The 24,251-nt window shown below is 72.6% G+C and carries 21 protein-coding genes; 12 read left to right on the forward strand and 9 right to left on the reverse strand.

Translation table 11 applies throughout. The features are described from left to right. Window positions 1-76 precede the first annotated feature (76 nt). Together ABZ906_RS05630 and ABZ906_RS05635 are read right to left on the reverse strand one after the other, a co-directional pair. Window positions 77-691 carry an alpha/beta fold hydrolase gene (locus tag ABZ906_RS05630; RefSeq protein WP_361378111.1) on the reverse strand — a complete coding sequence of 205 codons (615 nt, stop codon included), beginning with the start codon at window positions 689-691 and terminating at the stop codon, window positions 77-79. A 212-nt stretch (window positions 692-903) separates the two neighbouring features. Further along, window positions 904-2,871: a hypothetical protein gene (locus tag ABZ906_RS05635; protein ID WP_361377701.1), complete on the reverse strand. Its 1,968-nt coding sequence runs from the start codon at window positions 2,869-2,871 to the stop codon at window positions 904-906. Between the two features lie 530 nt (window positions 2,872-3,401). Here ABZ906_RS05635 and ABZ906_RS05640 point away from each other — a divergent pair. After that, window positions 3,402-3,806 (forward strand): hypothetical protein, encoded by a 405-nt coding sequence (locus ABZ906_RS05640; protein WP_361185995.1) that lies wholly within the window; start codon window positions 3,402-3,404, stop codon window positions 3,804-3,806. A gap of 12 nt (window positions 3,807-3,818) precedes the next feature. Here the strand turns inward: ABZ906_RS05640 and ABZ906_RS05645 are convergent, their stop codons facing one another. Beyond that, window positions 3,819-4,457 (reverse strand): TetR/AcrR family transcriptional regulator, encoded by a 639-nt coding sequence (locus tag ABZ906_RS05645; RefSeq protein WP_361377704.1) that lies wholly within the window; start codon window positions 4,455-4,457, stop codon window positions 3,819-3,821. 95 nt (window positions 4,458-4,552) lie between these two features. On the opposite strand from ABZ906_RS05645, the gene ABZ906_RS05650 reads away from it, so the two are divergent. Beyond that, a complete protein-coding gene (locus ABZ906_RS05650) occupies window positions 4,553-6,127 on the forward strand; it encodes a serine hydrolase domain-containing protein (RefSeq protein WP_361377707.1) in 1,575 nt (524 codons plus the stop codon). Between the two features lie 30 nt (window positions 6,128-6,157). On the opposite strand, the gene ABZ906_RS05655 is transcribed toward ABZ906_RS05650, so the two are convergent. The 3 genes from ABZ906_RS05655 to ABZ906_RS05665 form a co-directional block, all read right to left on the reverse strand. Beyond that, complete coding sequence (locus ABZ906_RS05655; protein WP_361377710.1) at window positions 6,158-8,278, reverse strand: MMPL family transporter; 2,121 nt, start codon at window positions 8,276-8,278, stop codon at window positions 6,158-6,160. Between the two features lie 225 nt (window positions 8,279-8,503). Then, window positions 8,504-8,815, reverse strand: coding sequence for a hypothetical protein (locus tag ABZ906_RS05660; RefSeq protein ID WP_361186006.1), 312 nt, complete (start codon window positions 8,813-8,815; stop codon window positions 8,504-8,506). Beyond that, window positions 8,812-9,168 (reverse strand): helix-turn-helix domain-containing protein, encoded by a 357-nt coding sequence (locus ABZ906_RS05665; protein ID WP_361186009.1) that lies wholly within the window; start codon window positions 9,166-9,168, stop codon window positions 8,812-8,814. Before ABZ906_RS05665 ends, ABZ906_RS05660 begins: the two co-directional genes overlap by 4 nt. 180 nt (window positions 9,169-9,348) lie before the next feature. Between ABZ906_RS05665 and ABZ906_RS05670 the strand changes: the two genes are divergently transcribed. The 9 genes from ABZ906_RS05670 (at window position 9,349) to ABZ906_RS05710 (ending at window position 18,372) form a co-directional block, all read left to right on the forward strand. After that, window positions 9,349-10,542 (forward strand): sensor histidine kinase, encoded by a 1,194-nt coding sequence (locus tag ABZ906_RS05670; RefSeq protein WP_361377713.1) that lies wholly within the window; start codon window positions 9,349-9,351, stop codon window positions 10,540-10,542. 253 nt (window positions 10,543-10,795) lie between these two features. Beyond that, window positions 10,796-11,470 carry a response regulator transcription factor gene (locus ABZ906_RS05675; protein ID WP_361377716.1) on the forward strand — a complete coding sequence of 225 codons (675 nt, stop codon included), beginning with the start codon at window positions 10,796-10,798 and terminating at the stop codon, window positions 11,468-11,470. A 186-nt stretch (window positions 11,471-11,656) separates the two neighbouring features. Then, window positions 11,657-12,613 carry an ATP-binding cassette domain-containing protein gene (locus ABZ906_RS05680; RefSeq protein WP_361377719.1) on the forward strand — a complete coding sequence of 319 codons (957 nt, stop codon included), beginning with the start codon at window positions 11,657-11,659 and terminating at the stop codon, window positions 12,611-12,613. Further along, complete coding sequence (locus ABZ906_RS05685; protein WP_361377722.1) at window positions 12,610-13,404, forward strand: ABC transporter permease subunit; 795 nt, start codon at window positions 12,610-12,612, stop codon at window positions 13,402-13,404. Before ABZ906_RS05680 ends, ABZ906_RS05685 begins: the two co-directional genes overlap by 4 nt. Window positions 13,405-13,472: 68 nt before the next feature. Further along, window positions 13,473-14,507, forward strand: a complete 1,035-nt coding sequence (locus ABZ906_RS05690) for an alpha/beta hydrolase-fold protein (protein WP_361377725.1) — start codon at window positions 13,473-13,475, stop codon at window positions 14,505-14,507. 208 nt (window positions 14,508-14,715) lie between these two features. Further along, entirely contained in the window at window positions 14,716-16,059 is a 1,344-nt protein-coding gene (locus tag ABZ906_RS05695) for a hemolysin family protein (protein WP_361186107.1), read from the forward strand. Beyond that, on the forward strand, window positions 16,056-17,078 hold the full coding sequence (locus tag ABZ906_RS05700; RefSeq protein WP_361377728.1) for a hemolysin family protein: 1,023 nt from the start codon (window positions 16,056-16,058) through the stop codon (window positions 17,076-17,078). Before ABZ906_RS05695 ends, ABZ906_RS05700 begins: the two co-directional genes overlap by 4 nt. Before the next feature lie 142 nt (window positions 17,079-17,220). After that, complete coding sequence (locus ABZ906_RS05705; RefSeq protein WP_361377731.1) at window positions 17,221-17,628, forward strand: N-acetyltransferase; 408 nt, start codon at window positions 17,221-17,223, stop codon at window positions 17,626-17,628. Window positions 17,629-17,691: 63 nt separating this feature from the next. Continuing rightward, window positions 17,692-18,372, forward strand: coding sequence for a hypothetical protein (locus tag ABZ906_RS05710; protein WP_361377734.1), 681 nt, complete (start codon window positions 17,692-17,694; stop codon window positions 18,370-18,372). A 79-nt stretch (window positions 18,373-18,451) separates the two neighbouring features. Here the strand turns inward: ABZ906_RS05710 and ABZ906_RS05715 are convergent, their stop codons facing one another. From ABZ906_RS05715 to ABZ906_RS05725, 3 genes are all read right to left on the reverse strand, one after another. Further along, the gene (locus ABZ906_RS05715; RefSeq protein ID WP_361377737.1) at window positions 18,452-19,240 is read right to left on the reverse strand and encodes a VOC family protein; all 789 of its coding nucleotides are present in this window, start codon (window positions 19,238-19,240) and stop codon (window positions 18,452-18,454) included. A 94-nt stretch (window positions 19,241-19,334) separates the two neighbouring features. Beyond that, the gene (locus tag ABZ906_RS05720; protein WP_361377740.1) at window positions 19,335-20,960 is read right to left on the reverse strand and encodes a sigma-70 family RNA polymerase sigma factor; all 1,626 of its coding nucleotides are present in this window, start codon (window positions 20,958-20,960) and stop codon (window positions 19,335-19,337) included. 166 nt (window positions 20,961-21,126) lie between these two features. After that, window positions 21,127-22,050 carry an alpha/beta hydrolase gene (locus ABZ906_RS05725; protein ID WP_361377743.1) on the reverse strand — a complete coding sequence of 308 codons (924 nt, stop codon included), beginning with the start codon at window positions 22,048-22,050 and terminating at the stop codon, window positions 21,127-21,129. A 147-nt stretch (window positions 22,051-22,197) separates the two neighbouring features. Between ABZ906_RS05725 and ABZ906_RS05730 the strand changes: the two genes are divergently transcribed. Further along, window positions 22,198-24,219, forward strand: coding sequence for a BTAD domain-containing putative transcriptional regulator (locus ABZ906_RS05730; RefSeq protein ID WP_361377746.1), 2,022 nt, complete (start codon window positions 22,198-22,200; stop codon window positions 24,217-24,219). The last annotated feature ends 32 nt before the right edge of the window (window positions 24,220-24,251 follow it).

The following is a 24,251-nucleotide window of genomic DNA, read 5'->3' on the forward strand; positions in this document are numbered from 1 at the left end:
GTTTGGTCACGAGCGCCACGATCTCTGCTTTCACCGCGGCATGCCGCGGCTTTGCGTCACTGCGTCCTGGTTTGTCTCACCAGGAGGTATCGGTGGAGGGAAACTGGTCGGCGATCACGGCGGGGAGTTCGGCAAGCCCCAGGAACCCGGCCACCGCCCTGCCGGTCAGCGCGTGCCACGCCGGTGCCCGTCGCAGCATGGCGTGGTCGCTGCCGTCCATCAGCACGCTGGCCGCCTCCGCGCCCGCGGCACCGGCGCGGGCCGCGAAGGCCAGCGACGACCTGGGGTCGGTCGTACGGTCCCGGTCGCCGTGCAGCAGCACCACGCGACGGCCGCGCAGTTGCTCCACGGGGTCTTCCGCGGGGCACCAGGGGGCGAGGCCGACCACCCCGCGCACCAGCGGATTCCCGGCGGCCCGCAGCGCGGCGCGGGCCCCCATCGAGTGCCCCACCAGGACGGTCGGCACGTCACCCGTGAGTTCTTCGAGCTCACGCAGGGCCCGGCGGGCGTCCTGGGCCGCGTCCTCCCGGTCCCCGTTCCAGCCGCGGTGGCGGTAGCGCACCCGCCCGATCAGTACGTCGCCACCCGCCGTCGACCGGCGGATGGCGCTCTCGAAGACCCGCAGCCGCGCACCCGGCAGATTCCACGGCGGGGGCGCAGCGGTCCCGTGCTCACGGCCGCCGTGCAGCATGAGCACGGCGGCGCGTGGCTTCTCGACCGGTCCTTGCGGCACGAGCGCGGCACGGGGGCCATCGCGGAAGGGCACAGGGTCTCCTCGGCATGTCGGCGACCGGCCGTACGCGCCGGACGTGACTGATTCGGAGCCGCGCCGGTGTCGGATGGGTCGTACGCCGCGGTTGCCTCCGCCACCGCCCCTCATCGGCTCCGATCGGCCCGGCCCGCCTAGGGCCGCGAGCCGACCTCGTCCAGGGTCTCACCGTCCTTCATGCGCGCCCGCACGGTCACATCGGGGTCCGCGGGAGCCTTGACGGCCAGTGATCTGTCCTTTCCGGACGCCTTGACCTCGCCCGTCACATCGATCCCGGTGACCTCGCGGCTGCCCGCGGCCAGGAGGTAGTGCTGCCCGGAGCCCGCCGTCCAGGGGGTGCTGGCCACGATGTGCTGGCCGAACCGGCTGCAGGAAGCGGTCGACCGTGCCTGTCCGACGAGCTTCGCCGGTGCGGTGGCAGACTCCTTGGACGTACGGAACTGCACGAGGATGTCGCCGGGGCCGCGCCAGGTGAAGGCCCGGGTACAGGACCACACCGCGTCGCCCCCTCGCTCGGGCAGGTCCTGCTCGGCGAAGTCCCACTGGTTGACGGCCCGAACCCCGCTGTGGCGCATCTCGGGGAGCCGGCACGCGGTGCGGGCCCAACTCAGCAGCGCCGCCGTACTGGTGGCTTCGCGGGGCTGCCGGGGCGGTGCTCCGGTGCCGGGCAGGGGAGTGTAGCTGAGATGTACGGGGGTGAGGCCGCCCAGGTCGGCGACGAGGAAGGCGTGCTTCTCCACGATCTTGCTGGAGGAGCGCAGTTGCAGCACCGGCAGGCTGTCGCACGATCCCTTGCCCGGCAGTTCGGGGACGGCGTCGGTGACGCCCTCGTCCGACACGTCCAGCGGACGGCCGGGGGAGTTGGGGGTCAGCAGGTCACGGGTCTGGGCCTCGGCGATCCAGGGAGCGGTGAGGTAGCGGACCTTGCCCGCCTTGCGGCTGACGACGAGGGACGCGGCCGTGGTCACGTCGGCCTCGTCGCTGCGGGTGATGTCCAGGGACGCGGGGTCCAGGGGGGAGGGCGGTTCGACGTAGCGGACGACGCGCCGACCGTCGTGGAACAGGACGACCGCCTCCCCGTCGACCTCGCCCGCGTACAGCAACTGGGTGTTGCCGGGCGGCGGTTCGTCGCTGGTGGCCTTGGCGACGCTGACCCGGGTGCCGGACGGCGGCTTGGTCCAGGTGGCGAGGGCGCGAGTGACGAGACCGGTGTCCCCGACGCGTGAGCCCCGCGCCGGCCACGCCGTGAAGTCCACGCGCGAGGTGTCGGCCCAGCTGTCACGCGGGGTGTGGACCAACTGGGCGGCGTCGATCGCGGGCTGTACGTCGATGGTCCGGGTTGGCTCGTCCGACGGTGAGAGCCCGACGGTGGTGGCCAGTACCGCACAGCAGAGGGCGGTGATCCCCGCGGTGAGCCAGGCGAGCCGGAACCGGCGTCTGCGGCGCAGCAGATCGGTTGGGCGGGTCTGCACGGAACAGGCGTCGAACTCCCGCGAACGCAACAGCGTTTCCGTCGCCCCGCCCGCGGTCGCCTCCAATCCGCGGGCGGCGATCAGCGCCTGCTCGGGCTCCGGCACATCGGCCGCGGTGAGCAGCTCGGTGACCTCGGAGCGGGACAGGCCCTCCAGCTGGAGCAGCACGAACGCCGCCCGGGCGGGGGCGGAGACCTCGGAGAGCGCCTGCCCCAGGGCGATCTCCTCGCCGCCGCCCGCACGGGGGAAGAGCTTCAGCCCCCAGACCACCGGGAGCATGGGGCGCAGTGCGCGGGGAGACGGCAGGAAGCCCGGCCAGCCGCGCGGACGACGGTCATGGGCGAGCGCCGCGTGCACCACGCTCGCTCGTGTGCGGGTCAACGCGGGGACGGGGGCGCTTCTTCGCTGTCCCGGCACACGGTGGTCTGCTCGCGCTATGCGGAATCCGGGCAGGGAGCGCTGGACCAGAGCGTGCGCGACGAGAACGCGCCGGTGCCTGCTGAGGGTGTGGGGGAGCGTGAGATAGGCGAGGAGTACGAGCCGGGTGTACTGGTCGACGATGACGGCTTCGGCCTGGTCACGGGCCACCCGCCCGGACACTCTCGCGGAGCGCCGTTGCGATGTGCTCATCGATCAAGAGCCTTCCAAAGGCTGACGACGTTGCGTCCTGACCACGTTCAAACGAGTGAATCTTGGGATGGTCACAGCCGACGCGCCGACGCGGGGTCAGGCCAGGTCAAGTCAGGTGAGGTAAGTCGCCGGTGCCGGTGCCGGTGCCGGTGCCGGTGCCGGTGCCAGGCGGCAGGGGGCAGGGCGGAGGCGGCGACGGCGGCGTCCGGGCGGAGGAGGCTCACGCCTCGCCACTCCACCGGGACGGCCTGCGCCCGTCGCCACCTCCGTTCGTCCGGTCCGGGTCCCTCACAACCCTGTCGGACACAGATGATTCGTCGGCGCGTGCGGAACGGATTGGCCCTTTTCACCGCGGTACGCGACGCGCTTCGCCGACGTGTACGGCGACGCCCTGTCCGGTCGGCGCGCGCGGGGGAAGCCGTCGGCGCGAGCGGAGGAGGCCGCGTAACCGATGATCTTGCTCTCGCGTTGGTCGGCCGGGACCCGGCACCTCAGGCCGGGCCATGACGAAAGCTTGAGGGGCACTCATCATGCGCATCCTGCTCAACATGCACGGCATCACCAGGAAGATCGTCGCGTGGACCGGCGCCATGGCCGCGGCGCTCGGCTGCGTCGTCGTCGGCGCGCCGCCCGCTGCGGCCGACGGCAAGTGGTGCAACCACTCGGTCTGCATCGAGACCTACGACAGCGGCACGTATCTCGGCAGGGTCGAGGTGTCGGTGGTCAACACCAACCAGCCGCACCGCATCAGCGCACGCGTGTGGACCACCAACGGCTGGAGCGCCCACACCAAGGTGGAGGACGTCGCCGCGTTCAGGACCTACCGGGACCAGGCCTACCCGCAGCGCCACTTCCCGGCGGGCACCCGGCTCTGCGCGGAGGGCTTCCGCGGCGGCGACAGCGTGGGCCTCCCCTGCGTCACCCTGACCGACTGACCCCGTTACCCGTCACCCGTACTGGCGGCAGTGGCCGGAGAAGACGGCCCGGACGCGTGCGGTGACGAGGCCGAGGGCTGCCTGCGACGCGGCGATGTCGGGATCCGTCCCGGCGTCGGAGCCGAGTTGCAGGGCCAGTCCCTCGGTCAGGCAGTGGAGTTCGAGGGCGGCGAGGTCCGGGTCGGTGTCGGCCGGGACCTCGCCGCACTCTTTGCCGTTGTGGACGGCCGTGGCGAGCATCGAGCGGATGAGCCTGCCCGTCTCGGCGTGGGACCGGGCCAGGCGGGGGTTGTCGACGGTGCGGCCCAGGAAGGCGAGCACCACCCGGTGCGCCGAGCGGCGGCGCGCGTCCGCCGGGAGCCATTCGCTCAGCCCCTCGACCACCACGTCACGGATCGGCAACTTCTGCCGCGTGGCCCGTTCGCCCAGGGTGGAGACCCGGTCGAGGATCTTCCGGACGACGCGTTCGTGGGTGAACAGCAGCATCTCGTCCTTGGTCGGGAAGTAATGCTGCACATGGCCGACCGAGAAACCCGCCGTCGCGGCGGTGCGCGCCACGGTGACCCGGTCGAGCCCTTCTTCGGTGACCAACTTCTGTACGGCGTCGGCGACCTGGATGCGCCTTGCTTCGTGATCGACGACCTTCGGCATGCCGTCAGGGTATCCGCCGACGGCCTTGCGGAACGTTTTTACCATATGCTCATATGGTAAAAACGCCGGACGCCGACCAGGGGAGGACTGCGGACATGGCAGGGGAAGTGAGGGGGCGCAGGCATCATTGGCCCACGTTCTTACGGCAGTTGATACTTGTGGTGCTCCTCGCGGGAGTGGTGGCGACGGGTCCGACTCCACCCGTCGCGGCTGCTGAGGCGGCTGTTGAGGCGGCGGACTGGTCGGAGGTGGACGCGTTCGTGCGCGGCCGACTCGACGCGACGGACACACCCGGCGCCGCGCTCGCCGTGATCGAGGACGGCCGCGTCGTGCACCAGCGGGGCTTCGGCGAGGACGGCCGGGGGCGGCCGGTCACGCCCGACACCCCCTTCCTGTGGGGCTCGCTGTCCAAGCCGGTGACCGGCCTTGCCGTGCTCCAGCAGGTGGAGGCGGGCCGCGTGAAACTCGACGCGCCGGTGCGCGCATATCTGCCGTGGTTCCGTCTTTCCGACCGGGAGGCGTCCGACCGCATCACCGTCCGGCATCTGCTGACCCACACCAGCGGCATCCCCACCTCGGCGTCCGGCGAGATCGGGGACCGCTACGACAATGCCCCCGGCGCCCTCGCCGACGCGGCCCGCGATCTCGCGCGGGTCGAACCCGCCGACCGGCCCGGCGGCTCCTATGAGTACTCCAGCGCCGGTTACGCCGTACTCGGCGCCCTGGTCGAAGAGGTGACCGGACGGCCGTTCGGCACCTACCTGCACCAGAAGATCCTCGACCCGCTCGGCATGCGGCACGCCGTCGCCACGGAAGGCGACTTCACCCGCGAGCGGGTCGCACCCGGCCACCGCTCCGTCTTCGGCACCGCCGTCCCGTTCGACGCGCCCTACGACACTTCGGGCGTCCCGTACGGCCATGTGGGCGGCAGCGCAGAGGACTTGACCCGGTTCGCCCTCGCCGAACTGGGCGGCGGCGTCCTGGACGGCCACCGGGTGCTTTCGGCGAAGGGGATCGCCGACAGCCAGCGCGGGCACGTCGAAAGCAGCGCGGGCCGCTACGGCCTCGGTTGGTCGGTCGGCACGCTCAAGGGCACGGGTGAGCGCATGGTCTGGCACGACGGGGCGCTGCCCGGCCACCACGCGATGCTGGTCATGCTGCCCGACAGCGACCGCGCCGTGATCGTCCTGCAGAACGCCTACCACCAGCTGCGCGCGAAGGAGTTCGCCGACGCCGCGATCGGGGCGGCGCAGCTGCTCTCCGGCGCCGCGCCCCGCACCACCCCGGCGGACGGGTTCGCCGTCGCCCTGCCATGGGCCACGGCCGCCCTCGTCGCGGTGTTGCTCCTGAGCGCGGTCGCCCCGGCCCTGCGCCAACTGCCGGGACGGCGCGCCGCGGTCCGGGCCCGCTCCCGGCGCAGGATCGCCCTCACCACCGTCGCGTCGGCCGCCGCCGCGCTGGCGACAGCGGCGCTCCTGTGGCAGCTGCCCGCGTTCCTCGGGGGCACGCTCCCGATGGCGCTGCTGTGGCTGCCCGACGTGGGGTGGGGTCTGGTGGCCGCCATCGCTCTTGCCCTGCTGCTGGCCCTGGAGCGGACGGCGCTCGGTGTCCTGGATCTGCGACGAGACAGCGGCAGCCGCCGAGAGCGGCGGATGGCCGGGGCCGCGTGACGCGCGGCCCCGGCCATCCGGGCGGGCTGCTCAGGCGGGTTCCCGGGTCGGGGCCGGTGCCGTCGCTGTGACGGCGGCCCGTTCGGCGTCGGCCTCTTCGTCGCGCAGGTCGCGGAAGAGGCGGCCCGGCCACCAGAACCAGCGGCCCAGGTCCAGGGCCAGGGCGGGCACCAGGACCGTACGCACGAGGAACGTGTCGAGCAGGACGCCGACGCCGACGATCACGCCCATCTGCGCCATCGTCACCAGGGGCAGCCCGGCGAAGACCGCGAACGTCGCGGCCAGCACGATGCCCGCCGATGTGATCACTCCGCCGGTGCTCGTCAGGCCTTCGAGCACGCCGCGGGAGTGGCCGAGGCGGGCGGCCTCCTCCTTGACGCGGTGCATCAGGAAGATGTTGTAGTCGATGCCGAGCGCGACCAGGAAGACGAAGCCCATCAGCGGAATCGACCAGTCGACGCCCGCGAAACCGAGCACGCTCTCGAAGAGCACGTTCGACGTGCCCAGGGCCGCGAGGAAGGACAGGACCACGGTCGCCAGGAGCAGCAGCGGGGCGACGAGCGACCGCAGCAGCCAGATCAGTACGCCCAGGACGACCAGGAGGACGATCGGGATGACCGTCCGCAGATCGCGGTCGGCGGCGCGCTGGGTGTCCAGGGTCTGCGCCGTGGTGCCGCCGACGAGTGCGTCCGCGCCGTCGATCGCGTGCACGGCGTCACGCAGCGCGTCGACGGTGTCCTTGGCGGCCTGGCTGTCCGGGGTGTCCTTCAACACCACGGAGAGCTGGGTGAGTTCACCGCCGGGGGAGCGGTCGCCGCTCTCGACCCGGGCGACCCCGTCGACGCCGGACGCGGCCGAACGCACCTGCGCCGTCTGCCCGGTGTTCGTGACGATCTTCGCTGGGTCGGACGCGCCCGACGGGTAGTGGGCGGAGATCTTCTCCTGGGCGACGACCGACTCGGGCTTGTCCTGGAACATCTCGGACTGCGTCAGGCCCATGTTGATGCCCACAGCGCTGAGCGCAAGGACGCCGGTGACGGCGACGGACATCATCCAGGACCAGCGGGGGCGCCGGGCGACGGCCGCACCGATACGCGACCAGACCGTCCGCTCCTTGCGCGCCGGGGTGCCGTGCCGCGGCACGAACGGCCAGAACACCCAGCGGCCCGTGACGACGAGCAGCGCGGGCAGCACGGTGATCATCGCGAGGAGCGCGCAGACCACCCCCACGGCGCCCACGAGACCCAGGGAGCGCGAGGAGTTGATGTCGGCGAAGGCCAGGCAGGCAAGGCCGGCCGCGATGGTCCCGGCCGACGCGAGGATCGCCGGACCCGAGCGGCGCAGCGCGGTCCCCATCGCCTGGTGGCGGTCCTCCTGGCGGTGCAGTTCCTCGCGGTAGCGGGCGATGAGCAGCAGGGCGTAGTCGGTGCCGACGCCGAAGACGAGCACCATCAGGACGCCCGAGCTCTGCGGGTCCACGGGCAGGTCGGCGTACTTGGCGAGGGCATAGGTGCCGACCTGCGTCAGGACGGCGGCGAAGCCGACCGAGAGCAGCGGGAAGAGCCACAGGATCGGGCTGCGGTACGTGATCAGGAGCAGGACGGCGACGACGCTGCCGGTGGCGATCATCAGCGTCGAGTCGAGGGTGTCGAAGACGGCGACCTGGTCGGTCAGGGAGGCCGCGGGACCGCCGACCTCGACGTCCACGCCCGGCGGCGCGTTGGCCCCGGCGATCTCGCGCAGTTCGTCGACCTTGTCGGTCACGTCGTCGTCGCTGGAGAGCGGGACCACGACGAGTCGGGCCCTGCCGTCGTCCGACGGCGCCGGCGGCGAGACCTGCTCGCCCTTGGCGGCGAACTCCGCGAAGGAAGCCCGGTCGGCGGCGACCACCCGCTCGCTGACGCCCCCGCCGGTGTAGACGACGACGGCCGGCATGACGGTGTCGTCACGGAACTTCTCCAGCTCCGTGTTGACCTGCGCGGATTCGGCGCCGCGCGGCAGGAAGGCGTTGGCGCTCGTGTCCTCGACGTCGCCGAGTTTCCCGGCCAGCGGGCCGAGGGCCACCACGAGGATCAGCCAGGCCGCGAGGACCAGCCATTTCGAGCGCCGACCCGAGGGGGCGGTGGCGACACGCCGGAGCAGCGGACGCATGAGTAGTCTCCTTCTGTGGGGAGCGCGCCGCCGGTCGCTGACCGGCACAGGGCGCACGGGACCCGCACCACGGCGCTGTAGGTGTGATGACCTGCCGTGGCGTACGGGTGGGTGTGTGAGTCCGGGCCGTCGAGGCCCGGGGCGTGTGCCGCACTGGTACGGCCGGGAGTTGCCGCTCCCGGCCGTACCCGGCCGTTCTCCGGCCGTGGTCGCGGTGTGCCGCCGCTATTCGATCTCGCGCATCATCTTCTCCATCGAGCTGACGGAGTAGCGGGTCTGCGCCAGCTCCTCACGGGTCTGCTTCAGCTCCTCGACGGAGCGCCGGTGCAACTCGACGTTGTCCTCGAGGAGTTGTGCGTACTTCGTGGCCAGGGCCTTGTACTGCTCCTCGCGGGCGGCGAGCATCCGGGCCCGCCAGGTGGCGGCGACCTGCCAGACGATCACGATCAGCAGAAGGAAGAAGCCGGCCGCGCCGACGGCCCCGACCCAGAGGCCCACGGCATCGCCTTCCGCGAGCGTCACCAGTTGTCCGTTCACTTCGCTTCCTCTTTCGTGGTGTCTTTCGAGCGGGGCTCCGAGAGCGTCCGGACCGCCCTGGCGAACAGCTGTGGCGTCAACTCGTAGAGAAACGGCGCCACTTCGAAGTACTTCATGGACTTGCCGTCCTCGGCGACCTCCAGCGACCCGATGACGAGACCGGCGGCCTCGAGCAGTTTCAGGTGCATGTGCAGCAGCGGACGGCCCATGCCGATCTCACGGGCGAGGGCGCTGACGTAATTGCGGCGCTCGGTGAGTGCCGCGACGATCCGCATGCGGTGCGGATTGCCCAGCGCGCTGAGTGCCTTCAGCAGCTCGTCGCCCGTCGGTTCCGGGGTCGGGGCCTCGGCCATCGTGGCCTCTCTTTCGTGCCTGTCAGGAAAATCTGACACGCGCACTCCTACCTGTCAAACATTCCTGACACATCTCAGGGTTAACTAAGGGACACCCCCTCGGGGTGCGCCCAGGAGGACATCCGGGGGTACTCCCGCTGTCGTACGCACACTCCGTACGCGGCTCCTATCGTGAGTTCCGTGACCCCCGCCTCCCGCCCCTGGCAGCGGCGCCTCCCCTGGCCCCTGCCGCCGCAGCTCACGGACCTCGCCGTGGCCGCTGTCGTCGCCCTCCTCACGGGCCTGGACGCGGCGGTCAACGACCCCGGCCACCGCCAGGCCGACTGGCTGACGTGGCTGCTGTACGCCGTGTCCGTCGCGGCTCTCCTGGTGCGCAGCCGGTGGCCGGTCGCCGTCACCGTCGTCACCGGGGCGGCCGGTGCGGGCTGGGCGCTCTACGGGCACATCGGGGAGCTGCTCAATCTGCCGGTGATGGTCGCGCTCTACGCCCTCGCCGTGCAGGGCGGCCGGCGCCGCACGCTGCGTACCGCCGTGATCGCGGCGCTCGTCTCGGGGGTCGTGTCGGTCATCGCGGGCAAGGACGTCGCCCAGCCGCAGGGCGCACCGCTCCTGGAGATGCTCTGGCCCCTCGTGCCGCTGCTGCTCGGTGAAGTGGTGCGCGGACGGCGGGAGTTGCTGGAGGAGTACGCCGACCGGGCCGAGCGCGCCGAGGCCGACCGGGAGCGGGAGGCGCGGCGCAAGGTCGACCAGGAGCGGGTGCGCATCGCGCGCGAACTGCACGACGTGATCGCCCACACGGTCTCGGCGATGACCGTGCAGGCGGGTCTCGCCCTCGACGCGCTCGACAGCAGGCCTGAGGTGGCGCGGACGGCGATGCGGCAGGTGCGGACGTCCGGCAAGGAGGCCGTGCGCGAGCTGCGGGCCACGGTGGGCGTCCTGCGCGAGGGGCAGCGGGCGGCCTCCGTCGACCCGGCGCCCCGCCTCGCCCAGCTGGACGAACTGGTGGCGGGGGTGCGCGGCACGGGCCTGACGGTGTCCCTGCACACCTCCCTGCCCGCCGACACCGGTGGCCGGGAGCTGCCGCAACTGGTGGAGTTGGCGGCGTACCGCATCGTCCAGGAGGCGCTGACCAACGTGATCAAGCACGCGGACGCCCGGCACGCGGCGGTGTCCGTCGCCGCGACCAAGGACACCGTCACGGTGGAGATCACCGACGACGGGCCCACGACGGACGCGGTGACGGGCGAGGGCTACGGCCTCATCGGCATGCGGGAACGGGCCACCGCGGTGGGCGGCGGCCTCGAGGCCGGGCCGATGGCGGGCGGGGGGTGGCGGGTGTGCGCGGTGATTCCCGTGGGGGAGGGCGCGGCGTGAGCGGCGGGTCCGAGGCGTCGTCGGGCGCTGGACGGGGCAGCGGTCGCGAGCGGGCCAGGGCGGCGGAGTGCCGTCTCGGCGCGGAGACGCCGCCGGGCAGGGAGCGGGCTGTCGGCCGGGAGCGGGCTGCCCGCCGAAGAGTGGACTGGCCGTCGGGAGCAGGTTGCCGCGGTGGGTGGGCATCTTGGTACGGGTCGGCATCGGACGCGAGCGGGCCGGTGCGTGCGGTGAATTCTGGTGGGGAGGCGGTGGCATGAGCGGGCGGATCCGGGTGGTGCTGGCCGATGACCAGACCGTCGTTCGTGCCGGATTCCGTGCTCTGCTCGACCTCACCGACGATCTGGTCGTCGTCGGCGAGGCCGCGGACGGTCTCGCGGCCGTGGAACTGACCCGCACCACCCGCCCCGACGTCGTCCTGATGGACATCCGCATGCCACGCGCCGACGGCCTCGAAGCCACCCGTCGTATCGTCGCCGACCGCACCCTCGATGCCGTACGGGTGCTCGTCCTGACGACCTTCGAAGCCGACGAGTACGTTTTCGAGGCCCTGCGCTCGGGCGCCGCGGGCTTCCTGCTCAAGGACATCGAACCGGACGACCTGCGCACCGCGATCCGCACCGTCGCCGCCGGGCAGAGCCTCCTGGCGCCCGGCGTCACCCGCCGGGTGATCGAGGAGTTCGCCCGGCTCAAGGCCCCCGAGGCCGAGGCGCTGCGCCTCCTCGATCCGCTGACCGACCGGGAGCGCGAAGTACTCGCGCTGGTGGGCCGCGGCCTGGCGAACGACGAGATCGGCGCCCGTCTGCTCATGTCGCCGCTGACCGCGAAGACGCACGTCAGCCGGGCCATGACGAAGCTCGGGGCGCGGGACAGGGCGCAGTTGGTGGTGCTCGCGTACGAGACAGGTCTGGTGCGCGCGGGCGAGAGCTGAGCCGCGCGGCAGAGAGTCGAGCCGCGCGGGCGAGAGCCGAGCCGGATCAGCGGCCGGCGCCTCCCCTGGCCGGCGCCTCCCCTGACCGGCGCCCCCTGGGGAAAGCCGCCCGCTACTCCCGGGGGAGTAGCGGCCGACTCCCCACGGCAGATGTCCGGGGCGCCCGCTCTCCGTAGCGTCGACGGCATGATCGAAGCACGGGAACTCACCAAGCGGTACGGCGGCAAGGCGGCCGTCGACCGGCTCACCTTCACGGTCCGCCCCGGCCGCGTGACCGGCTTCCTCGGCCCGAACGGCGCCGGAAAGTCGACCACCATGCGCATGATCCTCGGCCTCGACGAGCCCACCGGCGGCGCGGTCACGGTCAACGGGCGGCGCTACGACCGCCTCGCCGCACCCCTGCGCGAGGTCGGCTCCCTCCTGGACGCCAGGTCGGTGCACGGCGGGCGCACCGTACGACAGCACCTGCTCGGCCTGGCCCGCAGCAACAGGATCGGCGGCGGCCGGGTCGACGAGGTCCTCGAAGCGGTGGGCCTCACGGACGTCGCCGGGCAGCGGGCGAAGGGCCTCTCCCTCGGCATGGGCCAGCGCCTGGGCATCGCGGCCGCGCTGCTCGGCGATCCCGGCGTCCTCATCCTCGACGAACCGGTCAACGGCCTGGACACCGAAGGCATCCGCTGGATCCGCGACCTGCTCACGTCCCTCGCCGCGGACGGCAGGACGGTGTTCCTCTCCAGTCACCTCATGAGCGAGATGGAACTGACCGCCGATCACCTGATCGTGATCGGCCGCGGCAGGCTCCTCGCGGACACGGGCATGAGGGACTTCATCGAGACCAACTCCCGGGGCGCCACCCTCCTGCGCACCCCCGACGCGGAGGCACAGCGCATGCGGGTCCTGCTGGAGGCGGCGGGAGCGTCCGTACGCCTCGACGCGCGCGGCGGCTGGCGGGTCGGCGGCCTCGCACCCGCCGAGATCGGCGAACTGGCCCGCACCCACGGCCTGGCGGTCCACGAGCTCACCCCGGTCTTCTCCTCCCTGGAGGAGATCTACACCGACATGACGCGGACCTCGGTGGAGTACCGGGGCACGGCGACGACGACGTACGAAAACGCGCACGAGGCAGAGGAGCCGGTCCGGTGACCACGACGACAGCGACGACCACCACAGCGACGACCACCCCGCCCGTCCCCGGCTTCCGCGAGGCCCTCGCCTTCGAGTGGACCAAGTTCGCGGGCCTGCGCTCCACCCGCTGGACCCTCCTGACGACCGGCCTGCTGACCGTCGTCGGCGCGGTGTTCGTCGGCCTGAGCGGCAGCCTGCAGCCCGATGACACGGTGCTCGGCGGCAGCCTCACCCTCAGCGTCGTCTCGCTCATGGTCGCGGGCGCGGTGGGCGCGCTCACCGTGTGCGGCGAGTACGCGAGCGGCACCATCGCCGCCACCCTCACCGCCGTACCGCGCCGCGGCCGGGTCATCGCCGCGAAGGCGGCCCTCCTCGCCTGCCTCCTGTACGCCACCGGGCTCGTCTCCTGCGCGGCGGCGTACCTCCTCGGCGGCGCGGTCCTGGAGGACGGCGAGTACGCCCCGGGAGAGCCGCTGCCAGCGCTGTTCGGCATCGCGGCGCTCTTCGCGCTCGTCGGGCTGCTCGGCCTTGCGGTCGGCACCCTCATGAAGCACTCGGCGGGAGCCGTCGTCACGGTGGTCGGCGTCCTGCTGCTGCCGTCCCTCTTCGGCCCGCTGCTCGGCGATGTCCGGCGCTGGGTCGCGGGGGCGACGCCGACGGCCGCCCTGGAGAAGCTGACCCAGACCTCGGACGCGAGCCCCGAAACGGTCGGCAGCCTCGGCCCCTGGCCCTCGCTCGGCCTGGTCGCCGCCTACACCCTGCTGCTCCTCGGCACGGCCACATGGCGCCTGCGCCGACGCGACGTATGACGTCCCGGCCCCGGAACCCCGCGTCGCGCCCGCCACCGGACCCCTGCGAAAGATCACGGAGAACCGCCATGCGTTCCGTACGACTACTGCCCCGCCTCTTGATGGCCGCTCTGACCACGGCGGCGCTCCTCGTTCCTCAGGGTGCGGCGGCAGCCGTCGATGACACCCGGGGCACCGGGCCCGAGGTGGTGCGGGAAAAGAGGCTCGACTCCCGGCTGGTCGAACTCACCCTTGATTCGGCGGCCCTGGGACGCGACGCCAAGGTGCGCCTCCTGACCCCCGACGGCTGGGAGCGGCGGGCCCCCGGCGACCGCTGGCCGGTGCTCTATCTGCTGGCGGGCGGACACGGCGACCCCGAGGCCTGGACCCAGGACTACGCGGTCCACGAGCTGCCCGAACTGCGTGACGTTCTCGTGGTGATGCCGGAGATGCCGGTATTCGGCTTCTACAGCGACTGGTGGAACAAGGGCGCCGGGGGCCCGCCCGGCGTGGAGTCCTTCCACCTGGACGAGGTGCGGCCGCTGCTCGAACGCAAGTACGGTGCCGGGACCCGCCGGGTGGCCGCGGGGGAGTCGCAGGGCGGCTTCGGCGCCATCTCCTACGCGGCGCGCCACCGGGGCCTGTTCCGGGCGGTGGCCGGCTACAGCGGTTACGTCCACCCGCTCCAGCACCCCCACGCGGTCAAGGCCGGCCTCGATTACATGGGCATGGACTGGCGGGCGCTGTGGGGCGACCCTGTCGCGCAGCGAGCCAACTGGAAGGCGCACGACCCCTACTACCTGGCCCAGCGGCTGCGGGGCACTCCCGTGCACCTGTCCAGCGGGGACGGGACCGCGGGTGCCCTCGATCCGCCGGACGTGGAGCCGGACCCGCATGTGCCCGGCCTGGAGGACCCGGACGCCCCCTTCCCCGAGAACGTCGTCTCGCCGACCGAAGCGATCATGGGGGAGGAGTCCAGGGCCCTCGCCACCCGCCTGGCGGCAGCGGGCGCTCCGGTGACCACGCACTTCTACGCGGGGACCCATTCCCCGCCGTACTGGAGCAGGGAGCTGCGCAGCACTCTGCCGGATCTCCTGCGCGCGCTCGGAGTCCGTGCCCCGTAGGGGGCGGGGGCGCGCCGGGGCCCCGCCTTCGTGGCACTCCGGAGACGGTTTTTTTGCGATTCTTTTACAGTGGGTGTAGAAGTTAGCCATACTTCTCCACCCACTGTCGTTGCGCGGCAGCGGCGTAGCCCCGTCCGGCGTGGCGGTACGCCCCGGCCGCGTCGAGAATTGACGGGCACGCCCCTTCATCGGAACGGAGCCACTGTTGCTGTCCGCCGTACTCGGTCTGCTCGCCGTTCTCGTCCTGACCGCGGGCACCGGATACTTCGTCGCCCAGGAGTTCGCCTACGTGGCCGCGGACCGTCTTGCGCTCGCGCGCGAGGCGGAGGCGGGCGACCGGCGGGCGGCCCGTGCCGTGCAGGTGCTCGGGCGGCTCTCGTTCATGCTGTCGGGCGCCCAGCTGGGCATCACCGTCACCGGTCTGGTCGTCGGCTTCCTTGCCGAGCCGTCCGTCTCCGGGCTCCTCAAGCCCGCCCTGGACGGCACCGGCCTCTCCGACGGCGTGGTCTCCGCCCTCTCCGTGGTCCTCGGCTTCGTCGTCGCCACCGTGCTCCAGATGGTCCTGGGCGAGCTCGCCCCCAAGAACCTCGCGCTCGCCGTCCCCGAACGGCTCGCGAAGTCCCTGGCCGCCTCCACGCTGACGTACCTGAAGGTCGTCGGACCCGTCGTCCGCGTCTTCGACGGCGCCGCCGACCGCCTCCTGCGCAGGATCGGCATCGAGCCCGTCGAAGAGCTGCACCACGGCGCCACGCTCGAAGAGCTCAGCCACCTCATCGGCGAGTCCCACGAGCACGGCCAGCTGCCGCGCGAGAGCGCCGAACTCCTCGACCACGCCCTGGAGTTCTCCGAGCGCACGCTGGGCGAGGTCCTCGTGCCGCGGGCCGACGTCACGTTCGTGCGCAAGGACGCCACCGCGGACGAGGCGGTGCGGCTCATCGCCGTGCACGGGCACTCGAACTATCCCGTCATGGGCGACCATCCCGACGACGTCGCGGGCGTCCTCGGGGTGCGCGAGCTGATGCGGCTGCCCGCCGACCGCTTCGAGCGCACCACGGCGGGCGAACAGGCCCGCCGCCCCCTGCTCCTTCCCGACACCCTGCCGCTGCCGGGAGCGGTGGCGCAGATGCGTGAGCGGGACGACGAGTTCGCCGTCGTCCTGGACGAGCACGGGGGAGTGGCGGGCATCGTGACCTACGAGGACATCGCCGAAGAACTCGTCGGGGACATCGCCGACGAGTCCGACACGGTCGTCGAACTCGCGGTCGCGGACGGCACGGGCTGGTTCGTCGACGCGGGCCGCCGCCTGGACGAGGTGGCCGACGCGACCGGCATCGACCTGCCCGAGGAGGACGACTACGACACCGTGGCCGGGCTCATCGTGGACCGCCTCGGCCGCTTCCCGGCCATCGGTGACCGTCTGACCGTGGACCTGTCCGACGGCAGCCGGGTCGCCGTCGCCGTACTCGGCCTGGACCGGCACGTGCCCGAGCGCGTACGGATCGAGCGCCTGCCGGGTGCGCAGGCGCCGACCGCCGAGGAGACCACCGCATGAGCTTCCCGATGGCCCTCTTCGTCACCGTCCTGCTGCTGATCGCCAGCGGCTTCTTCGTCGCCGCGGAGTTCGCGCTCGTCGCCGCCAAACGTCACCGCATGGAGCGCGCGGTCGCCGCCGGGCAGCGCGGCGCCAAGTCCGCGCTCGCGGGCATGCGCGAGCTGTCCCTGATGCTCGCCGGGGCCCAACTCGGCATCACCGTCTGCACCCTGGGCCTCGGCTCGGTCTCCAAGCCCGCCATCTCCCACGAACTCGACCCGATCCTGGCCAAGCTGGGCCTGCCCGCCGGGGTCAGCTACGGCATCGCCTTCGCGCTCGCCATGATCGTCGTGGTGTTCCTGCACATGGTCGTCGGCGAGATGGCCCCCAAGTCCTGGGCCATCGCCCACCCCGAGCGCTCGGCGATGCTGCTCACCCCGCCCTTCCGCGCCGTGGTCAAGGTCGTACGGCCGCTGCTGACCCTCCTCAACAAGGTCAGCAACGCACTCGTGCGCCTCTGCAAGGTCACCCCGCGCGACGAGCTCACCTCGGTCCACAACCGGGAGCAACTCACGCACCTGGTCCAGGAGTCGTGGCGGCTCGGCCTGATCAGCGAGACCGACTCCGGCCTCATCACCACCTCGCTCACCGCGCCGCTGACCGCCGTCGGCGACCTCCAGACCGCGGCCGCGCAGATCACGTCCGTCCCGGCGGACGCGAGCATCGACGAGGTCCTCGAAGTGGCCGCGGCGAGCGACCGCACGCGGCTGCTCGTCAGGGACGGTGCCGCCGTACTCGGCTCGGTGCACGCCCGTGACGCCCTGGTGGCCCGCGCCCGCGGCCGCGCCCTGACGGCCCGCGAACTGGCGCGCCCCGTCGCGGAACTGGCCGCCGACGACACCGTGGGCCACGCCGTGGAGGAACTGCGCCGCCGCCGCGCCTCGCTCGCCGTGCTCTGCGACGAATCGGGCCGCCTCACCGGCCTGGTCAGCCTGGACGACCTGCTCGCCCGCCTGATGGAACCGAGGCAGCCCGCCTGATGGCCGCCGACGCACCCCTCGGGGCACGAAGAAGCACTCGTAACGGGGATGTACGGGTGTTGCGCCCGGTGGCTACTGTGCTCGCAATGTCCCGTGCCGACGCAGTCACGCATCGCAGACCGGCGCGCGTGAGCGCGGCGCCGTGAAGTTCCGAAGACCGCCTCCTCCCTGTCCGCAGGCGGTCACCTATCGATGGGCCCCGGCGGCGGTGGCGGCGGGCTGCCAGGTCATCACGCTTTTGGACGGCAAGGGCCGCGACATCGGGCACGTCGAGTACCAGGTGTGCCATGTGTGCGGCGCCGCCCACCTCAACACGATCGCGATCGCCGGACCATGGCAGGGCATGGGCCTGGGGCGCGAGGCACTGCACCGCGCCGCGGACCCGTGGTCCGCGTACGCGTGGTCCACGTCCCGGCAGTCCTCCGAGGGCCGGAAGTTCTTCGCCGCGATGGCGGAGGAGACCGGCGTGGACTTCGTGCCGGGAGCGGACGGCTGCCCGCACATCACCGCCCATCCCCCGGGACCCGGGTCCGGCGGCGCCCTGCGCTGAGCCGTACGCGGTTGTCCGGACCCGTCCGCCGCCGGGCGGTCCCCGCGCGATAGCGTCACCGCCGTGACGATCAACGCGCGTGGGAACAGGGCCGACTCCGCCGCACGGGCGGAGGCGTTCCGGGGGCAGGGGCGTACGGCACGGCGGGTGTCCGACGCCGTCGCCCTCCTCGCACCGCCCCTTCTCTTCGTGGTGCCGGTCCTGCTGGTCCGGGCCCGGTCGATCGACGACGGGTTCCTCTTCCTCAGCCTGGTCTCGCCGTTCGTCAGCCTCCTGGTCGCGGCGTACGCCCCGATGGGCTGGCGCGCCCGCCTCCACGACGGCGATCTGCTGACCGCACGCACCCTGACCGGGCGGCGGACCGTCGACCTCGCCGCGCTCACCAAGGTCGGCCGCATGGAGGTGCCGGGCCAGGTCCGGACCGACGACCGGCTGATCCTCACCGACGCGCACGGCGTGCGGATCATCCTCGACAAGCTCGCGGGCGGCGACGACACGGTCGACTCGCCGGTGCGCAGGGCGCTGCTGCGCAGGCCGCCGGGTGCGGGCGTGGTCGTGTCGGACCGGGCCGCCGAACGCCTCGACCTGCGGACGGAAGTACGTCGCCCGCAAGGCCGTCTCAAGGCGGGGCGCACCATCCGCGAGGGACTCATCGGATGGATTCCGCTGCTGGCCGTCTTCGTGGTCGTCCTGCTGAGCTTCGGCCTGCTGGCGGCCGGCCTCACGCTCGCCGACGTCCTCTGACGCCTCCCGGGGGCGGGTTCGGCTGCATGGCGCTGTGGCGCGGGGACCCAAGGGCACAAGGACGCGGGGACGCGGGGGCTCAGGCGTAGGACGGCATCTCGCCCTCCGTGGTCGACAGATCGACGATGCTGAAGGCGGCGTCCTGCTGGTCGGCGACCGTGGCGAAGCGGCCGAAGGGGCTGTCCATCGGGCCGGAGAGCAGCCGCCCGCCGAGCTTGGTGACGGTGACGATCGCGGCGTCGCAATTGTCCACCGCGAAGTGCACGTTGAGGAACGGCGGCAGGTCCGCGGGGAAGTCCGCGGTCATCTTCAGACGCCCGAGCACCGGCCTGCCGCCGACCTGGAAGACGCCGTAGTCCACGTCGTCGACGTCCATCGTCCGCATCTCGAAGGGGAACACGGACGGCAGGAACGCGTCCGCCGCCGCGGGATCCCGCGTGGTCAGCTCCGCCCAGCAGTACGCGCCGGGCTCGCCGACCTTCTCGAAGCCCTCGTGGGCACCGGCCTGCCAGACGCTGAAGTACGCGCCGCCGGGCTCCTGTGCCGTCACCATGGTGCCGAACTCGCCCACCCGCATCGGCTCCACCGCGAGAGTCCCGCCGTGGTCGCGGATCTTCGCGGCCGTCGCGGCGGCGTCGGGCGAGGCGAAGTAGAGGTTCCAGGCGGCGGGTCCTTCCACGCCCTGCATCTGCGGGACGACCGCGGCCACGGCCCTGCCGTCGGAGCGCGCCTGCGCATAGCCGCCGAACTCATCCGAGCCGGAGTCGAACGTCCAGCCGAGCAGCTCCCCGTAGAAGCTCTTCGCGGCCTCCACGTCGGGGAACATCGCGTCCGCCCAGCAGGGCGTGCCTTCCGGGTACGCGGACATCGCGAGGGCCTCCTCGTGCGGGAATCCTGTCGCATTTCACGCTATTCGAACGCAGGCTCCCGCGCCCGTCGGCCGCCGCCCCGGCGACCCGTGCTCACCGCGCGCCGAAGTTCTGCGTCCACCAGGGGCCGCCGCTGCCCTGCCGGTAGCCGATGCCGATCTCCTTGAAGGAGCAGTTGAGGATGTTCGCCTTGTGGCCCGAACTGTTCATCCAGGAGTCCATCACGGCCGCCGGGGTGCGCTGGCCCGCGGCGATGTTCTCTCCGTAGGTGGTCCACCGGTAGCCGGCCGCCGTGACCCGGTCGCCGGGGTCCTTGCCGTCGGGGTTGGTGTGGTCGAAGAAGTCGCGCTCGGCCATGTCGTCGGAGTGGCCCTGCGCGGCGTCGCCCAGCTTGCTGTTGAGGGTCACCGCGCCGCAGCCGCTCTTGGCGCGCTCGGCGTTCACGAGCCGGGTGACCTCTTGGCTGTACGAGTTGCCCGCCGGGGCCTGCGGTGCCTGGGGCGGGCTGCTGGTACGGGTGGGCTTCGGGGTCGCCTTCGGCTTCGGCGCCTTCGTCTTGGACTTCGACGGCGTGGGCTTGGGGGAAGGCTTCTTCTTGCTGGGGGAGGCCGACGGTGACTTGCTCGGCGAGGGGGAGGTGGTGGTGGGAGCGGCCGTGGAGGGCGGCTGGGAGGCGGTGAGCGGCTCGGCTTCGGTCTTCTCGCCGTCCGAGGGGCGCGTGGCCGAGTAGATGACCCCGGTCGCGACGACGAGCACGGCGATTCCGGCGGCGACCGTACGGCCCTTGCGCGGCATCCGGTGGCGCTGTGCGGCGTGTCTCGCCGGGGCGCTCCGGGCGCCGGATATCTCGTACGTGTTCCCGGCCGTGGTGTGCGCGTCGGGCGATATCTGCGATGAGCCGGCCGGCTGCAGCGGATCGGCCGCGCCCATCGCGCGTATCGCGCCGGGAGCGGCGAGAGCGGCGGTCGGCGGCACCAGGGCGACGCCCACCAGAAGGCGCTCGGCGAGCACCAGGCCCGCGCCGTGGCCCGAGCACATCGCGCAGTCACGGACGTGCCGGGCCAGGCGCTTGCGCCAGAGGGAGGAGGGCGTGCCGTCCCAGGTGGCCGCCACGTCGCCCAGGTAGGGGCAGCGGGGCTCGGCGGCCAGCGCGCGGACCACGATCCGGGCCGTCTCCAGCTGGGTCTTCATCCGCTGCACCCGGACCGTGGCGTGCTGCGTCGGCAGCTCCATGGCCGATGCGACCTCCGCGCGGGTGAGCTCGCCGGAGACCTCGAGCCACCACAGCGAAAGCAGCGCGCGGTCGTCGGTGTCCAGCCAGCGGGTGGCCTCGGCCACCTCCCGGCGCTGCCCCACCAGGCCGAGCCGGATGATGGTCAGGTCGACGAAGTCCGCGCCGGGGTCCACGACGTCGTGCGCCTCGTGCAGCGGGCTCGGGCTCTTCTGCCCGGACGAGCGCTGCTGCCAGTGCCTGCGGATCTCGTTCATGGCGATGGCCACGAGCCAGGACCGGAAGCTCGCCGGGTCACGGAGCGAGGACAGCCCTGCGAGGGCCCGCAGCATGGTCTCCTGCACCACGTCGTCGACGTCGGCATGGCCGTCGAGCGCCCGGCCGACGATGTTGTAGACCAGCGGCAGGTATCCGGCCACCAGGTCGTCCTGCGCCTGCTGGTCCCCGGTCTGCGCCGCCGTCACCAGAGGATCGTGATCACCGATCATGGAATGCCTCACTCGCTTTCTTCGTCGGCACGTTGTGGCCTTACACCTGGGAGAACGCAGGAGCGCACGGCGATAACAGAAATCCGCGAACAATCCCCGAACGGAAATCTGCGGCGAGCATACGCACCCGGTCAGCGACGGCGGTGCGCATGCCCATCTGTCCGGCTTACCGGATATCAGCTACTTGTGCGCACTTCCGCTGCTCCGACCGGTGGCCCGTGAGGAGCTCCCGCAGCGCCCCGGCGATCTCGGCGGGGGCCTCCTCGGCCATGAAGTGGCCGCAGGTGACGGGCGTGTGCCGCAGGTCGGGCGCCCAGGCGCCCCACAGGGCGGCCGCGTCGAAGCCGAGCGCGGCGCCCCAGTCCTGCTGGAGCACGGCGACCGGCATCGCCAGCCTGTTGCCCGCGTCCCGGTCGGCCCGGTCGTGGTCGGCGTCGATACCGGCGGAGGCGCGGTAGTCGGCCACGATCGAGGGCACCGCGGCGCGGCAGGCGTCCAGATAGGCGGCGCGCACATCGGCGGGGATCGCCCCCGGGTCGTTCGTCCAGATGTCGAGGAAGTGCCCGAAGAACGCGTCGGGCGCCGCGGAGATCAGCTGCTCCGGCAGGCCCGGAGGCTGGGCCATCAGATAGAGGTGGAAGCCGACGGCCGCGGTGACGCCGTGCATCACGTCCCACATGTCCAGGGTGGGCAGCACGTCGAGGCAGGCGAGGTGCGTGATCGTGCCGGGGTGGTCGAGCCCGGCACGGAACGCGACCAGGGCGCCGCGGTCATGTCCGGCGAGCGCGAAGCGCTCGTGCCCCAGCGCACGCGCCAGAGCGACGACGTCCGCGGCCATGGTGCGCTTGGAGTACGTGCTCCCGTCCGTCTCCGCGGGCTTGTCGCTCGCTCCGTAGCCGCGCAGGTCGGGGCAGATCACCGTGTGGTCGGCGGCGAGATCCGCCGCGACGTGCCGCCACATCAGATGGGTCTGCGGGAAGCCGTGAAGCAGCACGAGCGGCGGGCCCGAGCCGCCGACGGCGACGTTCAGGCTCACGCCGTCCGACACGGGCACGCGCCGGTAGGCGAAGTTCTCGATGGCAGGGCTCATGGTTCGCTTCCTTCGGTGGCGGAACAAGTGCTTCCGAGCCTGCCGGGCGCCGATGAGCATCCAATGAGCGCGCTACCGTGACCAGGGGCGATGCTCTGGATGATGCCGGGCGGCGCCCGTGAAGATGCCCGCGGAAGGTGGTCAGGCGTGCAGGTCGCGTTCGGGGTCCTCGGTCCTGTGGTGGCCAGGGACGGTGCCGGGGGCGCCATCGCGCTGAAAGGGCCGCGGCACCGCGCGGTGCTCGCCCGCCTGATCGTCGCCCGCCGTCACGTCGTCCCCGTGGCCCGCCTCGTCGACGACCTGTGGGCGCAGCCGCCCGGGGACGCGGTCGGGGCGGTACGCACCTTCGTGGCCGCCCTGCGCCGGGCCCTCGAACCGGAGCGCCCGCCCCGCACCCCGGCCCGGCTGCTCGTCACCGAGGGGCCCGGTTACGCCCTGCGCGCCGAGCCCGGCACGGTGGACGCCTGGCGCTTCGAGCAGGCGGTGACGGCCGCCGCGAACCTGCCGCCGCAGGACGCCCTCGCCTGTCTGGAGGAGGCGCTCGGGTGGTGGCGCGGTTCGGCCTACGCCGAGTTCGCCGATGAGCCCTGGGCCCGCTCCGAGCGCTCCCGCCTGGGCGAACTGCGCCTGCACGCGGTCGAGTTGCGGGCCGGAGCGCGCCTCGACCTGGGGCGAGCGGCCGACGCGGTGCCCGACCTGGACGCGCATGTGGCCGAGCACCCCTGGCGTGAGGACGCCTGGCGGCTCCTCGCCCTCGCGCTCTACCGCACCGGACGGCAGGGCGACGCGCTCGCGGTTCTGCGCCGGGCCCGTGCGCTCCTGGTCGAGCAGCTCGGCGTGGACCCCGGCCCCGCGCTGCGCCGCCTGGAGGCGGACATCCTCGGCCAGGCCCGCCACCTCGACCCGGCGCCGCCGCGGACCGGCGACGCCGCCGAACGGGTGTGGGCCCGGGCCGCCACCGCCTACGACCGGGCCGTGGCGTCCGGGGCCCGCGCCCGTCTCGACTCCACGGTCGGCCTGCTGCGCAACCTGGCGGTGACCGGAGGCGGCGGCCTCGAAGCGGCCCGCGAGCACCGCGTGGCGGCCATCGAGGCGGCGGAGGAACTGGGCGACGCGGAACTCACCGCCCGCGTGATCGGCGCGTACGACGTCCCGGCGATCTGGACCCGCGTCGACGACCCGCCGCAGGCCGCGCAGGTGGTGGCGGCGGCCGAACGCACCCTGGCCGCGCTCCGGCCGGACGCGCACCCCGCGGCACGGGCCCGTCTGCTGGCCACGATCGCCCTGGAGTCCCGCGGTACGAGCTCGGCGCGCGGACCCCAGGCGGCCCGCCAGGCGGAGGAGATCGCCCGCGGTCTCGACGACCCCGCGCTCCTCGCGTTCACCCTCAACGGCCTGTTCATGCAGACCTTTTCCCGCGCGGGGCTTGCCGCCCGCCGGGATGCGATCGGCGCCGAGCTGATCGCCCTGTCCGCCCGGAACGGCCTGACCACCTACGAGGTCACGGGCCACCTCATCCGCCTCCAGGCCCGCAGCGCACTCGCGGACTTCGAGGGAGCCGACGGCCACGCGAAAGCCGCGGATCTCCTGGCGGAACGTCATGAACTGCCGCTGGTCGGCGTGTTCACCGACTGGTACGCGGCGCTGCGGCTCGCCGCGACAGGGCAGACACCGGCAGCCGAGGCCGCGTACCAGGAGGCCGCCGCACGACTGGACGGCGCGGGCATGCCGGGCCTTGAACACGGACTGCTGCCGCTCGCCCAGCTGTCCCTACGGCTACAAAGCGCAAAGAGCACCCCGAACGGCGTTCTGAGCGAAGGGAATTGGGCCGAGAACCACGAGAAAACGGACTGGGGCCCCTACGAACCCTGGGTCCGCCCCTTGCTGCTGCTGGCCCAAGACCGCCGCGCAGAGGCGGCGAAGGCCCTGCGCCGACTCCCCGAACCGCCCCGCGACCTACTGCTCGAAGCCCTGTGGTGCCTGACCGCACGAGCGGCGATCGCCATCGGTGACCGCGAGACGATGCAGCGCGCTCACGCCGAACTGACGCCCGCTGAAGGGGAGTTGGCCGGAGCGGGCAGCGGCTTGCTCACGCTGGGTCCCGTCGCGCGGTACCTGGACGACCTCACCGCGACCCTCCGGCGGGGGAGCGGTACGCGGCGGGCCTGACGGTGGCGGAACCACCGGTCAGGCCCGTCACA

Source organism: Streptomyces sp. NPDC046925 (assembly GCF_040644915.1).
Taxonomy (GTDB): Bacteria; Actinomycetota; Actinomycetes; order Streptomycetales; family Streptomycetaceae; genus Streptomyces.